The 15,991-nt window shown below is 58.1% G+C and carries 9 protein-coding genes; 5 read left to right on the top strand and 4 right to left on the bottom strand.

Annotated features, from left to right (window positions below):
- Positions 1-15: 15 nt before the first annotated feature.
- Positions 16-1,473, bottom strand: coding sequence for a S8 family serine peptidase (locus tag ROO76_17095; GenBank protein MDT8069881.1), 1,458 nt, complete (start codon positions 1,471-1,473; stop codon positions 16-18).
- 261 nt (positions 1,474-1,734) lie between these two features.
- On the opposite strand from ROO76_17095, the gene ROO76_17100 reads away from it, so the two are divergent.
- Entirely contained in the window at positions 1,735-2,535 is an 801-nt protein-coding gene (locus ROO76_17100) for a hypothetical protein (protein MDT8069882.1), read from the top strand.
- A 72-nt stretch (positions 2,536-2,607) separates the two neighbouring features.
- On the top strand, positions 2,608-3,312 hold the full coding sequence (gene mtgA / locus ROO76_17105; GenBank protein MDT8069883.1) for a monofunctional biosynthetic peptidoglycan transglycosylase: 705 nt from the start codon (positions 2,608-2,610) through the stop codon (positions 3,310-3,312).
- Between the two features lie 51 nt (positions 3,313-3,363).
- Here mtgA and hrpB read toward each other — a convergent pair whose 3' ends face one another.
- Together hrpB and ROO76_17115 are read right to left on the bottom strand one after the other, a co-directional pair.
- Complete coding sequence (hrpB, locus tag ROO76_17110) at positions 3,364-5,694, bottom strand: ATP-dependent helicase HrpB (GenBank protein ID MDT8069884.1); 2,331 nt, start codon at positions 5,692-5,694, stop codon at positions 3,364-3,366.
- 75 nt (positions 5,695-5,769) lie between these two features.
- Positions 5,770-8,586, bottom strand: coding sequence for a UPF0182 family protein (locus tag ROO76_17115; GenBank protein MDT8069885.1), 2,817 nt, complete (start codon positions 8,584-8,586; stop codon positions 5,770-5,772).
- Between the two features lie 225 nt (positions 8,587-8,811).
- Here ROO76_17115 and ROO76_17120 point away from each other — a divergent pair, with 225 nt between their 5' ends.
- Together ROO76_17120 and ROO76_17125 are read left to right on the top strand one after the other, a co-directional pair.
- Positions 8,812-9,480 (top strand): ferric reductase-like transmembrane domain-containing protein, encoded by a 669-nt coding sequence (locus ROO76_17120; protein ID MDT8069886.1) that lies wholly within the window; start codon positions 8,812-8,814, stop codon positions 9,478-9,480.
- 217 nt (positions 9,481-9,697) lie between these two features.
- Complete coding sequence (locus tag ROO76_17125; protein MDT8069887.1) at positions 9,698-12,016, top strand: DPP IV N-terminal domain-containing protein; 2,319 nt, start codon at positions 9,698-9,700, stop codon at positions 12,014-12,016.
- A gap of 125 nt (positions 12,017-12,141) precedes the next feature.
- On the opposite strand, the gene ROO76_17130 is transcribed toward ROO76_17125, so the two are convergent.
- Positions 12,142-13,101, bottom strand: coding sequence for a beta-propeller fold lactonase family protein (locus ROO76_17130; GenBank protein MDT8069888.1), 960 nt, complete (start codon positions 13,099-13,101; stop codon positions 12,142-12,144).
- 445 nt (positions 13,102-13,546) lie between these two features.
- On the opposite strand from ROO76_17130, the gene ROO76_17135 reads away from it, so the two are divergent.
- Positions 13,547-15,532 carry a CocE/NonD family hydrolase gene (locus tag ROO76_17135; GenBank protein ID MDT8069889.1) on the top strand — a complete coding sequence of 662 codons (1,986 nt, stop codon included), beginning with the start codon at positions 13,547-13,549 and terminating at the stop codon, positions 15,530-15,532.
- Positions 15,533-15,991: the final 459 nt, after the last annotated feature.

The following is a 15,991-nucleotide window of genomic DNA, read 5'->3' on the forward strand; positions in this document are numbered from 1 at the left end:
TGCTATTGAAGCGGCCTAGTAAGAGACGCCCACGGCTGCGGCTGCGTTGATTCTCCCCTTGCCGGAGTAAGGATCCGCTCCGGGTTTCAGGATGTCGGTGGCGCTGTTTTCAAGAATGCTCTCAATCTGCGCGGGACTTAACTTGTGGTGTCCGTACTCGCCGACGATGAGGGCTGCTACGCCGCTGACATGAGGTGCGGCCATCGAGGTGCCATCGGCCCAGGAATACGAGTAGCCGGTTGGCTGAGCTGACGTGCCTGTAAAGCCCGCGGGAGATATGACCATGTCGAGCGCCCAGCAGTATTGGTTCAGGTTCCCGGGATAGTTTACGTATGGAACCGAGCAGACCTGGCTTCCTGCGGCTGTGCCGTAGAGCACATTATCTCCACCAGGAGCGGCCAGGTTAATCACAGACTGTCCGTAATTCGTATAGGACGCAGGCCGGTCGTACACACCATCAAACCAGCTCGTCGCGAAGCCAATGGGACCAGTCGCGGCGACCGCGATTCCATTCCCCAGCTGTGCCGGGATTGTCCAGACACTGCAAGATTTATCGGACCCACAAACGTCTGGGTTGTATCCCGGGGCGTTGAGATTCATGCCCTCGTTCCCCGCCGACATAACAACGAGGGTCCCTCTACGCGTAGCCGTCGTGAGGGCGCGATTCAGAGCAGCGATGAGCGTTCCAAGTCCGCCACCACCGGCATTGACTCGCGGGAAAGTAGCGCCCAAGCTCATGTTGATGACGTCGGCCTGAACCGTTGGACCGGAAGCATAGTTGATTCCCTCAATAATCCAACTGAAAGCACCGCTGCCATTGGTTTTGCTCAGTACTTTCACGGCAACGATCGTCGCCGCGGGTGCAACACCCTGCACTCGATAGCCCGTGCCGGCGATGATTCCTGCGACGTGCGTTCCGTGATTGAACGTGCCGGGAATTGGCCAGAGGTCTTCCCCGGGCACAAAGGATGCGCTCAGAGCCAAGTTCACGTTCGGAGCAATTTCGGGATGGGTTGGGATAATGCCAGCGTCGACGACCGCCACCACGGCACCTTTGCCAAGGTATCCAGCTTCTGCTGTAGCATCTGCGTGGATGTTGCGAATGTTCCACTGCAGGTTGTAGTAACGTCCGCTGCCCGAAACAAAATCAGCTTCCGAGCCTGGAGCCTCCACGGAATTGGCTGGGATGCTCTGCTCGTTGGGCGAGATCCATTGCACGACCTGATCTTCGGCGACGTCCTGCACGCCGGACTGGGCGCGGACCCAGTCTGCAAAATTCGGGTCGGTGGAGCGTGCGAGCACCAGGCCCATGTCTTCGAGGTTCGCCACCAGTGCCGAACCTAGTTTGGTCGCGAAGGCCGTGCTGCCCTTTCCCTGGCCTTTCGCGATAATCACATAATTCTTGGCAGTCTGAGCCGCCAAGCTCGATGCAAGAACAAGCACAAACACTACAGCTACCACGAACCTTTTCACGCTGAGTCTCCTTTTAAACGTGCAGAAACGGGAATGGGCGCAATTGTAGTAAGCCCCTTTTGCATTACAAGAAAAAGCGACCACACTTTCAGGAAAATCCGCGCCCGACGCAGATTTTCTCGCGGCGGCAATCTAGATTTACCTAGCGCCAGCCTAATGACAACCACTTAAAACCCCTCGCGACAACGAGCCCGGCTCAGAGTGAGGATTTTGCGGGATGGTTGCATTCGTTTTGTACACTGTACGGGGTGAGGTGAGTGGGTGGGGAGAGGATCGCTGATTTCTCTTGTTGTGTTGTTCGTCTTGTTGCCGGGCGTCTGCGCCTTCGCGCAGGACAACTACGAGATCCAGGTATACGGGTCGGATACCGTTCCGAAATCTTCGACGATGGTGGAATTGCACAGCAATTTCACGTTCCAGGGAACCAAGCAGACTATCGATGGCGTGATTCCGACCTGGCACCAGTTGCACGAAACGCTCGAGATCACGCATGGATTTACGAACTGGTTTGAGACTGGCTTTTACGTCTTTACGTCGGCCAAGAATGGGTACGGATGGGATTGGGTCGGGGATCACATCCGGCCGCGCGTAGCCGTTCCCGAGGATTGGAAGTGGCCGGTCGGATTGAGCCTTTCGATGGAAATCGGCTATCAACGGCCGCTGTACTCCGAAGACACCTGGACTGTGGAACTGCGGCCAATCATCGACAAGAAAATCAACCGGTGGTACCTCGCATTCAATCCGACGCTGGACAAATCGCTGAAGGGGTCGAACCAGAACCAAGGTTGGGGATTCTCGCCGAACCTGAAGGTGAGCTACGACTTCAACAAGACCGTCAGCGGCGGGTTGGAATATTACGGAGCGCTCGGTCCCCTTACCAGTTTCGACGCCATTCCCGACCAGCAGCAGCAGATCGTTCCGTCAATCGATTTAAACCTCTCTCCGAAGTGGGAATTTAATTTTGGCGTCGGAGTAGGAGTTACCAAAAGTACCGATCACCTGCTGGCAAAAATGATCTTGGGATATCGGTTCGATCACATTCGCTTCCCAGGCTGGCACTGAGGGGCGGGAATTCCCTCCCCGTTTCCTTTAAACCTACTCTGCTATACACCCCGCAATCCTTTATCCTGAGCTGTGGGCTCACGACCTTCACCTGCGAAGATTGCGCGACGGAGGAGCCGCTTCCGGACCACTGTTCGATGGCTCATCGTCACCGCGCTGCTTTGCTGGTCTTTCCTGGCTCTGCTCCTCGTGGCCCTGCGATGGATCGCCCCCCCCACAACGATGGTACAAGCGCAACGCCGAGTGCAGTCTTGGATTCATCGCAAACCGTATCAGAAGCGCTACAAATTCGTTCCCCTTAGCCGAATCTCTCCCGACCTTCAGCACGCAGTAATCGCCGCCGAGGATGCGCGGTTTTACCAGCATCATGGGTTCGATTGGCATCAGATGCAAATCGCTGCCGAAGATGACCTGGAACGCGATCGCCGACGCGGAGCTTCCACGCTTACGCAGCAACTTGTCAAAAACCTGTTTTTCGGAACCGGTCGCTCTATTGCTCGCAAAGGGGTCGAAGCCTCGCTGGTACCGGTAGCCGAAATCGTGCTCGGTAAACAGCGCATTCTCGAGCTCTATCTGAACGTGGTCGAATGGGGACCCGGTGTTTACGGCGCGGAATCTGCTTGTCGCCGCGACTACGGCACCTCGGCCCGCAATATCGGCAGGCTACAGGCTGCGCAACTCGCCGCGGTTCTACCGGCACCATTGCGGCGCCGGCCCGAGCGCATGAACAGGTATAGCGCGATCATCTTGAACCGGATGCAACAAATGGGCTGGTGAGCTTGCGAATTGGCGCCGTCGGCGTGCACCTGCGTATGCGGCGCGCAGTGGTCAGGGCCGCTCCGGCCATGCGTGCTTCGGATATCGCCGCATTAATTCACGCCGCACCTGTGGGTAGAGTCTTTCGAAGAACCCTGCCAGATCCGTAGTCGTCTGCACCGCGCGATGGTTCGGCGCCAGCAAGTGTACGGTTAGCGGCGTGCTGTTCGGGCCTATCCGAGGCGTCTCCCGCATTCCGAAAAAGTCCTGCAGCCTAGAGGCGACCCACGGCGGCTTCCCCGGCTCATAGTGGATCTTCGTCTGCCTTCCATTTGGTAACCGCACGGTCGCAGGCGCCAGCTTCTCCAGCTTGTGCCGTCCCACTTTTTGTTCGAGCAACGGAATGAATCCTTCCGCCGCTTTTCTCAGCTCCGTAAAACTTCTCAGCCCAGAAGACAATTCCCGCAGGACATCCGCGCCATCCGCCGGCTGCAGTCCGGCAAACATCGCTCGTGCCCTGACTTGCTCTAGAGCGTCCAGATCGATGAAGCGCTCCAAGCCCGCTTCCAACGCTTTTTGTGCGAGCAAGTCGGCGGCGGCGTCTGGGTCCGGTGTCGCCCCTCGCGACTCCTCGATGACTAACTCGTCGTACAGCAGTTCGCTGACGGCGTCCACTCGCTCCGTTTTGTGGTTCCAGTTGACGCCTGATTGTTCCCGTACGGAATCGGGGAACAAGTCGACGAGCCACTCCGGTTCGATCCGGGCTGTCATGCGGATCAACGGCAGGGTCTTATCACTCCGCTCTTCGGCATCGAGTGCCACCATGAATTCATACGCCGGCGGCTCGCCTGCAACTTCTGCTGACTTTCCATTCGAAAGCAGCACCTGGTTGCCAGCTCTCCGCCGCGCCACACGGTCCGGAAATCCGGTCAGCACAGAGATGAGCAGCGCATCATCGTTATGACGCTTCTGCTTCGGCGGCCGCGCAATACGTCGCAACTGCTCGATGTGCTGCTTTGTGCGAGGGTCGTGTCGATCTTCCATGGTCCCGTGCAGATCGGTTTTCGCGAATCGTACACCCGAACCCAGTGTGGCCGCCGCGACGCAACCATCTTCACCAATGCCGCGATCCAGTGACTCCACAAGAATCCTCGCGAGCCTCGGCGGAAGCGGAAATTGCGCGAGACGATTCGCCATCGCACCACGCGCACCCAACCTATCCAGCAACGTCTCCGCCGCCGTGACCGACGCAACCGGCGGCGCATCCAGCCAAAACAATTCCGAAATATCCGATATCCCCATGGCGCGCAGGTCCAGGCAAAGTTGCGACAAGTCCGCGCGCACGATCTCGGGCTGGTCATGACCGACCCTTCGCGAGAAGTCCTCTTCGCTGTACAACCGAAGAACCCGTCCCGGCCCCGTTCGTCCCGCGCGCCCTGCCCGCTGCTTAGCCGAAGCCTTACTCACCCGGGCAACCGTCAGCGTCGGAAGGCCGCTCCACGGCGAATAACTCGCCATGCGTGCCAGGCCACTATCGATCACCGCCGTGATTCCCTCCAATGTCACCGAGCTCTCCGCCACATTCGTCGACAGGATCAATTTTCGCTGCGATGACGGCGAGACAGCCGCGTCCTGCTCGGCCGGCGAAAGCCCACCATGCAGAGGAAGCGCGAGCAAGCCATACTTCCGCGTCACCGATACGCATTCGCGGATCGCACGCCGAATCTCCGCGACACCCGGCAGAAACGTCAGAATGTCTCCCGAACCGTCTTCGCGGCAAAGCTTTTCGACGGCGTTCCTGACCTGCACTTCAAGAGGCTCAGGCGTGTAAGGCTGGTGTTCGATTTTGAGATCAAACTGCCGTCCCTGCACCTGCAAGGTTGGACAGTTCAGATAGGCCTCGATTGGCGCCGCATCGAGTGTCGCGGACATCACCACGATCCGCAGTTCGGGGCGCGACCGTTGCAAGCGGGAGAGCAACGCCAGCGCGAGGTCCGTTTCCAAATGTCGTTCATGAAACTCATCCAGCACCACGACGCTGACGCCGTTCAAACTCGGATCCGACAACAAGCGCCTTGTGAGAATGCCCTCGGTGACGAAACGAAGCCGCGTCTGTGGGCCAGCGAGCCCTTCAAACCGCACCTGGTAACCGACCGTCTCTCCGAGCTTTTCCCCGAGTTCGCTTGCGACTCGCCGAGCCGCCAACCGCGCAGCGATGCGCCTCGGCTCCAGGACGATGACTTCGCCTGCTACAGCGCCAAGCAGCGCCGGAGGCACACGCGTCGTTTTGCCTGCGCCTGGCGCGGCCTCGATAACAAGGTTCGGATTTCGCGCCAACGACGCGAGGACTTCCGGGATGATCTCGTCGATTGGAAGTGGCGGCCTTCGGTTCACAGAGCCCATCGGAACACGGCATTTCCATCTGCGTCAATGTCCCTGCGCATTTCTGGAGCTTCGGTTGCACGGCGGACAGCCGAGTTATTTTGGAGGCGCCGTTAGTTGTTCGAGCGTCCGCTTCAAGTCGTCCAGCTTCTGGCCCGCCTCGCCGAGTTTGCCCTCGGAGGTCAGCCGCTGATAATCAGACAGATCTTTGGCGGCTTTGGTGATGAGGTCGTTCCGGTCAGGTCCGGCCGCTTGCGGCGTGCCGACAGCGGTTGCTGCCTGGGTGGCCGTTGGGGTCGCATTGGCGGCTCCGAACAGGGCAGACATGGCCGATTCGAACGTAGGCCCGTACGCCAGCCGATCCTGTAAGGCGAGCACGACCAGGCGCAACTCCGGCATGGGGCTTCGTTCGGCTTGCAGGTAGATTGGTTCGGCGTACAGGATTGCCTTGCCCATCGGAATGACCAGCATGGAGCCGCGTCGCACGTGCGATCCTTGCTGGTTCCATAAGGTCAATTGCCCAGAAAGTTCAGCGTTTTGATCAATGCGGGCTTCAATCTGCAGCGGCCCATCAATCAGCTTCGTTTTGGGGAAGTCGTAGACCACGGCATTTCCATATTGTGCGCCGTCGCTTCGCCCGCCAATCCAGCCAATCAAGTTGTTCCGATTGGCAGGGGTGAACGGCAGTATCTCCATAAATTCCGCCGTGGTATCGCCCGGGAGCTTCATCAGGATGAAGTTCGGTTCCATCGTCTGCGTCGCTTGTTGACCGTTTTCTGTGCTGGCCACCTCGCTGGCGACGTTCCAAAGATCCTCGCGGTTGTAAAACACTTCCGGCTCCGTCATGTGGTAAAGGCAGTAGACCTGCGCCTGCATTGCGAGCAGCAGCTCCGGGTAACGCACATGGTTGCGCAACTCGGCTGGCATCGCGGAGGCATCCTTGAACAAAGTAGGAAAAAGACGGCGATACGCGGCGATGATCGGGTCGTTGCTGTCAAAAACATAGAACGTGGTCGACCCATCATAGGCGTCGATGACCACCTTGACGCTGTTCCTGATGTAGTTAATGCGGTCGTCGCCCAACGGGTAATGTGTCGAATACGGATATGTATCCGAAGTAGTGAAGGCGTCCATCATCCAGTACAGTCGGCCATCTTCTCCGACCACCATGTAGGGATCGGGGTCGAGGGTCAGGAACGGAGCCAAGGCCGAAACTCGCGCGACCACATTACGTCGCATTAGAAGACGGCTCTCGCTGTTCACATCATCGCTGAATGGCAGTTTTCCCAAGTCGTCGCGGCCCGCGGCTATCAGGAGACGGCGAAAGAAGCCGCCGATCCTGATGCCGGCCTGCCCCTGGTAAGACGTGAAGCTATTCGCCTGGCCTTGCGGATAATTGAATTCCTTTTGCCGCGTGTTGACGTAAACATCGCTGTTCGTAAGTTCCCCAAAATAGATTTCGGGGCGGGTGACCTTGAGGTTCGGCACCGTGCTCACGACCGGCATGTCACTGAGCCACAGGAGAGGCAGGCCCTCCGACGTGAAGCCGTTTACCGGATTCATGGTGATGCCGTACCCGTGGGTGTAGATGAGCTTCTCGTTGATCCAGTTACGGCTGCTTTCCGGCAGTTTGTTAAGGTTCATCTCGCGCGTACCGAGCATCACTTGCCGCAATTGACCGTTAATTTCGTAGCGGTCGATATCGATATCGGGAAAGTCGTAATACGTGCGGATTTCCTGGATCTGCTTCAGCGTGTCCTGAAGAGCGCGCCAGTCCCAAAGTCGGATGTTCTGGAGCGTGGCCTGATTGTTCGCCGGGTCGGCGGCTCCGACGCTCGTCTCCGCAGGAAAGGCATGCCGCGATATACGGTCCAGATCGTAGGCCAGCCGTGTCATCTTTATATTGTTGATTATGTAAGGCCGCTCTCGGACGAGTTCGTTGGGCTTCACGACAAAACTGCTGACGTACCAACCACATACTTGCAGAACCAAGAAACAAAAAACGGCCGGAACGATCGCCGCGCCAAGCCAACGTATGCGTTTCGCGGAAAACGCGTTTGCAACCGAGATCGCGGCGCCGAGGATGAGAGCTACGCAGACGACCAGCAGGCCGGGAAGCATTACATGCGCGTCGGTATAGTTCACACCACCGAAGACGGTGTGGTCGTTGAACAGCGCGTCGAACCGGCCAAGATAGACTCTCAGCGCGACGACTAAAAGCAGGAATGCAAAAGTCAGAGAGACTCCGCGCCATGATGACCCGGTGTCTCCGTACGCTCCCTCGAGCGCACGGGCGCCGCGACCAACCACGGCAAAGAATACAGACGTAGCACAAGCCAGCACGGCCAACAGGATCAGCCAGCCGGAAATAAGCTCCCAGGCGGGCAGTGTAAACAGGTAAAAGCCAAGAGATCTCCCGAAAATTGGGTCTGGCGAACCTACGGGCGTGGCATACCAGTAGAGGGCAAACGTCTGCCACTGGACCATCATCACGGCTCCCGTGCCCGCGGCGATTACCAGGGTCAACCCGAATGCGATCCGGCGAAGAATCGGCATGATCGGCAATCTCAAGGGCTGATCGCCAATGAGAATGGTTTGCCATTGCACGGATTCCGGGAGGTACGCCGGCTTTAATGCCAAAAAGGTTCCATACAGAATGGCGAACGTCGCCGCGGTGAATGCCGCGAATACGATCCACTCAAGCCGCAGTGTTTTCCAAAACACCGCGCCATAGCCGAGTGAGCCGAACCAGAGGGAATCGACGTAGTAGGAGAGCCAGCTACGGCCACCTAACGCGACCAGGCAAGCGATGGCAAGAATGAACCAGAACCAGCGGCGACGTCGCGCTGAACGCTTCGGTGGTTGTACCATGGGCCGGTGCCGCCCACGCGGCCAGCTATCAATCTCATGCATTGCTCACTCCTCGCAACAGCATACGCCAATGATCGCCCGGCTGTTCATCTGCAGGCCGCCACCGTCGTTTCCAGACGTGACAGATTGGCCGTTCAGAAAAATCTAAAGAATCATTAAGACCCTCCGACACTCTCCATGGCTCCATTTAGTATTTGTAAATAGATAGGGTGAGGGTGGGATCTGATCACATTAGTCGACATCTGTGCGTACGTGGGGTTGGTCGCGGTGTTTTTGGCAACTGCCAACATGCTGCTCGGGTTGCTGATTTCCGTGCGCTATAGTCCTGTCCGATTCTGGCCGCATCGGCGATTCAACATCTTCGCGCTGCACAATTGGACGGGCTACGCTCTGCTCGTGGCGGTCGTGATCCATCCCATCATTCTTCTGTTTGTAAGCCGCAACCGCTTCCGCTCGGTCGACATCATCGCGCCTATTTACTCGCCTCTCCAGCCATTCGAAAACACACTCGGTGCGGTCGCGGCCTACATCCTCATCCTCGTGCTGGCCACGTCGTATTACCGCAAGCAGATTGGCCGCATGAGGTGGAAGCTGTTCCACTACCTCGTTTATGTCTCGGCAGCTCTGGTATTCATCCATAGCATTTTCACCGATCCGAACCTGAATGGCGGAGCGATCGACTACCTGGACGGCGGCAAAGTGTTCGTGTTCATCTGCCTCGCAATCGTAACCGCAGCGAGTCTATGGGCATGGCGTTTCCGGGTGAAGAAAAACCAGCACGAGCGGGCGGCGCATACGGGTCGATACGCCAAGCAGGAACTAACCTCACCTGTGACCTGGCGACTAGATCTTAATCCTGAGACCGTGGTGAGAGTCGGACGGGAACAAGGGGCCGAACCGCGTTTTCGGCAGCCATCTTCGAGCGCCTCAGATTGATAGCAAATCCCTCTAGCAGGCAGGGCCGCATGCCAACAAGACTGATTGTTACGCTTGCGGTGTCCGAAAAGTAATCGGAACTTCAGAAATGATTTCTGATGGGCTGTTCTCGCGACAGCCTTCGCGGATCGTATCACCTGCCGAGTGACCGCTTCATTATTGCATCCTCCCCACCTGCTCTCGTACCATCGGTCCTTCCAAATCAATCGGAGGACTCATGAACCGGCACGCCCTTCGTCGTCTTGCGTTTGTACTAATCGTGGCATTCTCAGCCGTCTCCTTTGCGCAGCAGCCCGCATCAGCGCCGGAAGCGCCGAAGGACATGATCACCCGCATCTTCACGGGCGAATTCAGCCAGCGCTTCACCCCGCCGCCGCGCTGGTTCGACGGGGGGCAATCCTACATTGCGATGGAGCCCACGACCGGCGGCCACGGCCGCGATGTCGTCAAGTACGACACCGCGACCGGCAAGAACCGTGAGGTGCTGATCACGGCTACGCAACTCACGCCGCAAGGAGCCAAGGAACCGCTACAGATCGCTGGCCTGAGCTGGTCCAAGGATAACCAGCGCGTCCTCATCTTCACGAACACTCGCCGTGTCTGGCGCACCAATTCTCGCGGAGACTACTGGTTCCTCGACCGCACCACCGGCAAACTCAAAAAACTCGGCGGTAATGCGCCTGAGGCCAGCTTGATGTACGCGAAATTTAACCCCGACGCCACCAAGATCGCTTACGTCAATAAGAACGACATCTACGTCGAAGACCTCGCCAGCGGCGCTATCAAGCGCATCACCCACGACGGCTCCGACCTGGTCATCAATGGCGGCTCCGACTGGGTGAACGAAGAAGAATTGGGTCTGCACGATTGTTTCCGCTGGAGCCCGGATGGGAAACGAATCGCGTTCTGGCAGTTTGACCTGCATGGCGTCGGCGACTTTGCGCTCATGTACTACCTCGGAAAGGAACGCCAGATCGTCACCCAAATTCCGTACCCACAGACTGGCCCCTATCCGGTAGAGATGCAGGTTCCTTATCCGCTCGCAGGCACCACGAATTCCGCGGTGCGTGCCGGCGTTGTAAAGGCGGACGGCAAAGGCGGCGTGAAATGGATGCAAGTCCCCGGCGATCCACGTCAGAATTACATTGCGCGAATGCAGTGGGCTGACGCTAAGACGCTTCTCATGCAGCAACTCAATCGGCTGCAGAACACCGACAATTACCTTCTCGCTGACGCCGCGTCCGGCGCCGTCCACCAGATGTGGCGCGATCACGACGATGCCTTCATCAGTGTCGGCTTTGGCGGCTTGCCGGAAGCTCAACCGATTCATGACGGGCACCAGTTCCTCGCGGTCAGCGAAAAGGACGGATGGATGCACGTTTGGGCGATTGATCGCAGTGGTCACGAAACGCTGGTGACCCGAGGCGCGATGGATACGGCGGGAATTGAAGGGGTCGACGAAAAAGGCGGATGGCTCTACTTCATTGCGTCTCCCGATAATGCAACCCAGCGTTATCTCTATCGCTCGCCGCTCGACGGCTCTGCCGATCCGGTGCGCGTCACACCCACCAACTTCGTCGGCGTCAACAGCTACAACATCTCGCCCGACGGAAAGTACGCCTTCCAAAGCTTCTCCAGCTTCGACGATCCCGGCCTGCGCGAACTGGTGTCGCTGCCCGATCACAAGCTCGTGCGCATGAGCAGCGACAGCACCGAATACAAAAAGAAGATCGCGCAGTTCCTCAATCCCCCGGCGGAGTTCTTCAAAGTCGATGCCGGCGATGGCGTGATGGTGGACGGCTGGATGATCAAGCCGCCGAACTTCGATCCTTCGAAGAAGTACCCGGTGCTGGTGAACATCTACGGCGAGCCGGCGGGCCAGACCACGGAAGACCGCTGGGGCGGCAACGGTACACTCTTCCACCGCTACATCGGATCGCTCGGATACCTCGTGGTCAGCTTCGACAACTCCGGCACTCCCGCGCCTCGCGGCCGTGCATGGCGCAAGGTCATCTATGGCGATGTCGGCGTGCTGTCGTCGAAACAGCAGGCACAGGCGCTGCGCTCGCTGGGCAAGATGAATTCGTTTGTCGATCTGGATAGAGTCGCTGTCTGGGGTTGGAGCGGCGGCGGTACAAACACTCTCAACCTGATGTTCCGCTCACCGGATCTCTATAAAGTTGGCATGGCGGTTGCGCCGGTGCCGGACCAGCGTCTTTACGACTCGATTTACCAGGAGCGTTACATGGGCCTTCCAGAGGACAACGTAAAGGGATACAAGGAGGGGTCGGCGATCAATTTTGCGGAAGGACTCCAAGGCCATCTGCTGATCGTTCATGGCTCCGGCGACGACAACGTGCACTACCAGGGAACAGAGTTGCTGGTGAATCGGCTGATCGAACTCGGGAAGCCGTTCGACTTCATGACCTATCCCGACCGTACCCACGGCATCTTCGAAGGCCCAGGAACGACCGTGCACCTCTATCATCTGCTCGCGCGGTACTTGACCGAGCATCTTCCGGCAGGCGGTCGTTAAGCATCGCCGGCCCGGTCGGGGAACTACGGTCCACTAGCCTCCCGGGGCTTACGCCCCGGGAGTTGTCATCTTCCGCCGCTGCCCCCTGGGGTGCGGTCAGTAAAACGTTCGGCCTACGGATGCGCTCAGTTTAGGAGAATCACCCAGCCTGGACCTGTTCCCGCACTGGTCGGTGCACCCACTGGAGTCAAAGCTCCGGTGTTTGAATCAACGGAGAAAAGAGTGACGTTGTCCGAGCCGAGGTTCGCAACGTAGGCGAAGCGGCCCGAAGCGTCGAGAGCAATAGCAACGGGATTGCTTCCGGCCGGAACGAGTGAAACTGGCGCGAGAGCTCCGCTTACCGCGTCGATCGCATAGATTGAGACGTTGTTGTCGTTGAGATTCGTCACGTAGGCAAATCGGCCGCGAGGATCTACGGTCATGGAGATCGGACCGCTGCCGGAGTTTACCCGAGGAAGTGGGGTCAGGGCTCCCGAGTTCACATCGATGGAAAAGCTTGTCACGCCGTTGGCGCCGAGAGTGGTTACATAGGCGCTTTTCCCCGAAGGGGCGATGGCGATGGAGGACGGATTCGTCGGAGCCGGAACCGCGCCGAGCAACCCCAACGCTCCAGTGTTGTCCACTCGATACACGGTTATGTCGCTCGATCTGGCATTCACCACGTAGGCGAATTGACCGGAAGGATGGAAGGCGAGAGCGATCGGGAGATCGTCGGTTGGAACACTGCCGGTAAGAGGGGTTAACGCGCCGGTGTTTGGGTTGATCGAGAATGCCGTAATGTGATCGGCGTCCTGGTTCACCACGTAGAGACGATTCCCTTCTGGCCCGATAGCAATGAAGCGTGGCCCGTCGCCGGAGGGAACAGGCGAACCCACCATGGTCAGGCTGCCGGTATTCGCGTCGATGGCGAACACGGAGATGTCATTGGAATCGATGTTGGCCACATAAGCAAAGCGCCCGGAGGGCGTTACCGCGATGATCCTGGAATTAGTGTCGCCGGTCGGCACGGTGTCTTTGGGAGTCAGTTGGCCGGTTTGGGAATCGACGCTATAGGTTGAGACGCTATTGGAAAACAGGTTTGTCACCAGAGCAAGACGCGGACCGGCAGTCGGGGGGAGGCATTGAAGATGGAGAGTTGTAGGGCACCACAGCCAGTGAAAACTGCGGAGAGCATCAGAATTGTGATCGAGTGGGCAATGTTTCTCACGGGGTCAGCAGTCCTTTCACGGAAGTTCGGAGCTCGAGAGACGCCAGTTCGAGGCGTCCAGGGAAACAGAACCGCACAGCGCACCATTTCCAATCGCGAATACTTCGTCAGAGCAGATGATTCGGAAAATGAGAGCCGGTTCCGCGGAAGACGGTCAAGTTTGTGTAACGTTTTTGTTGCGGAAAAGTCCGAACCGTAGCTGACCGGGCGCTTATGCGGCTACAGTCCGTGCAGTCCATGCGACCGGCTTGGCCGGTGTGGTTCTTTCCTTCTTGCTTCTTCCGCACTTCTCCGTGTACAACGTTCTTCCTCTGGAGAACTCGATGTCTATTCGTCCTATCGCCCTATTCCTTGCGGCGCTCGTCGTCGCTCCTGGTCTTCGCGCGCAAGGTCCGCGCCGCCCGCTTACCCCAGACCAGGCTAAGCACCGCGTGGATGTCGAAAGGCAGCTCGAAGACGCCGCCGTCATCGACCGCAAGGTAATGGTGCGCATGCGTGACGGCAAACTCATGGCCGCCGACATCTATCGTCCGAAGGACACGGCGAAGAAGTATCCGGTGATCTTCGTCCGGACGCCTTACAACTTCAATTATTGGGACATCCAGAACGGCGTTCCGCGCGACATGACCACCGAATTGACGGCGATCCAGCGCGGTTATGCGTTCGTCGAAATGAATGAGCGCGGCCACTTCTTCTCCGAGGGCGACTACGACATTCTCGGGCCGCCGCGCACCGACGGCTACGACGCAATCAAGTGGATCTCCTCGCAACCGTGGTCGAACGGCAAGGTCGGGCTCTTGGGCTGCTCCTCCACGGCGGAATGGCAGATGGGCGTCGCCGCCACCGCACCGCCAGGTTTGGCTGCCATCAATCCGCAGGGATTCGGCGCCGGCGTGGGACGCGTTAAACCTTATTACGAGCAAGGCAACTGGTATCGCGGGGGCGCCGTGCAGATGCTGTTCATCGCCTGGCTCTACGGCGAGCAGAACGATATCCGTCCGATGTTTCGTCCCAACACCTCGCAGCAGGATCTAATTCGCGAGTCGAAGGCCTTCGACCTCGCGCAGCACCTACCGCCTGTCGATTGGTCGCAGGCCCTTCGCCACCTTCCCGAGCAGGACATCATCAAGACCGTCGATGGTCCGCATGGCATCTTTGCCGACTCCGAACCCGTTCCAACCGGCGGGCGCATGATTCAGCGCACGCCCAACGATCCCGCGTGGTACAAGGGTGGGCTGTTCGATGACAACATGAAGATCAACGTGCCCGGCCTGTGGTTCATGTCCTGGTACGACGTCTCGATTGGGCCGAATCTGGCGACTTACAACTACGTCCGTCGCACCGCCAGCCCTGACATAGCGACCGAGCAGTGGGCCGTCATTGCGCCGACGTTGCACTGCTCCTACCGCCGCGCCAGCGCCGACACCAAGGTCGGCGAGCGCGACATGGGTGACGCACGTCTCAATGGTGTTGATCCCTCCGGCCCTGGGCATCCGCTCTCCGGCTATGATGAGCTGAGCTTCGCGTTCTTCGATCGCTTCCTGAAGGGTGAACAGAGTCCCGCATTGGATAAACAGCCGAAGGTCCTTTACTACACGATGGGACTGAATAAGTGGCAGTCGTCGGACACGTGGCCACCGACAGGGGCGCAGCCGATGACGCTCTATCTCACGAGTGCCGGCAAGGCCAACACACTCAATGGCGATGGCGCACTGATTGCCGCAGCACCTGCGTCCGATGCGCCCGACCAATTCACTTACGATCCCATGAATCCTGTTCCGTCCTACGGCGGAAATGTCTGCTGCACCGGGAATGCCGTGGCGGGCGGTGCCATGGACCAGCGCAAGATGGAGGAGCGCCCTGACATTCTGGTTTATTCGTCTGAACCACTGAAGGAGGGCGTCGAGGTGAGCGGGCCTATCGAGGTCACACTGTATGTCTCATCTGACGTGAAGGACACCGATGTCACAGTGAAGCTGATCGACGTCGCTCCGAACGGCCCTGCCTACAACCTCGACGAAACCATCCAGCGACTGCGTTATCGCGATGGCTACGATAAGCCACCCGTCTGGATGGAGAACGGCAAGGTGTACAAGGTCACACTGCAGCCGATGAATACGTCGAACTACTTTTCCGCTGGCCACCAGATCCGCATTGAGGTCTCAAGTAGTAACTTCCCGCGCTTTGATCGCAACCTGAACACCGGAGGCAACAACTACGACGAAACCAAAGGCATCATCGCCCACACCGCTATTCATCACTCGAAAGAGTACCCGTCGTCGCTGACGCTGACGGTCGTCAAGAAATAGAAGGTATCGCCGTGCGATCAGGAGAGGAGATCATGGTTTCGCAGTTCGCGATATAGGGTTCTCGCGTGGCCAAACTGAATGTTGCGCACCTGACTCAAGCAAGTTGCCGGGAGTTTCTCTTTGAATGTTCATGCAGGATTTTTTCGGCCGCGCGTGCAGGAGGGTCGCCATGTTCTTCTTAACTGCTGCCACTGCCCGTGACTGACGGACTTCTACTCAGTCCTATGAATTTAACCGAAAAGTGTGCCGTTTTGAATCGGACTCCATGCTTTTCCCCCGGCCGCATAATTTTCCCTAGCGTTTGATATCTCGTTTGCGACCCGAGTTTTCTTCTTTATTTTTGGATGATCTTAAACGCTCCGGAATTCCGGTGATAAGACGTTGATAGTTCGTGAGGCGTTCGCCGAGGATGACCACACCCTTGGAAGTGATTTCATATTCGCGAATATCCTTGGCATG

Source organism: Terriglobia bacterium (genome assembly GCA_032252755.1).
Taxonomy (GTDB): Bacteria; Acidobacteriota; Terriglobia; order Terriglobales; family Acidobacteriaceae; genus JAVUPY01.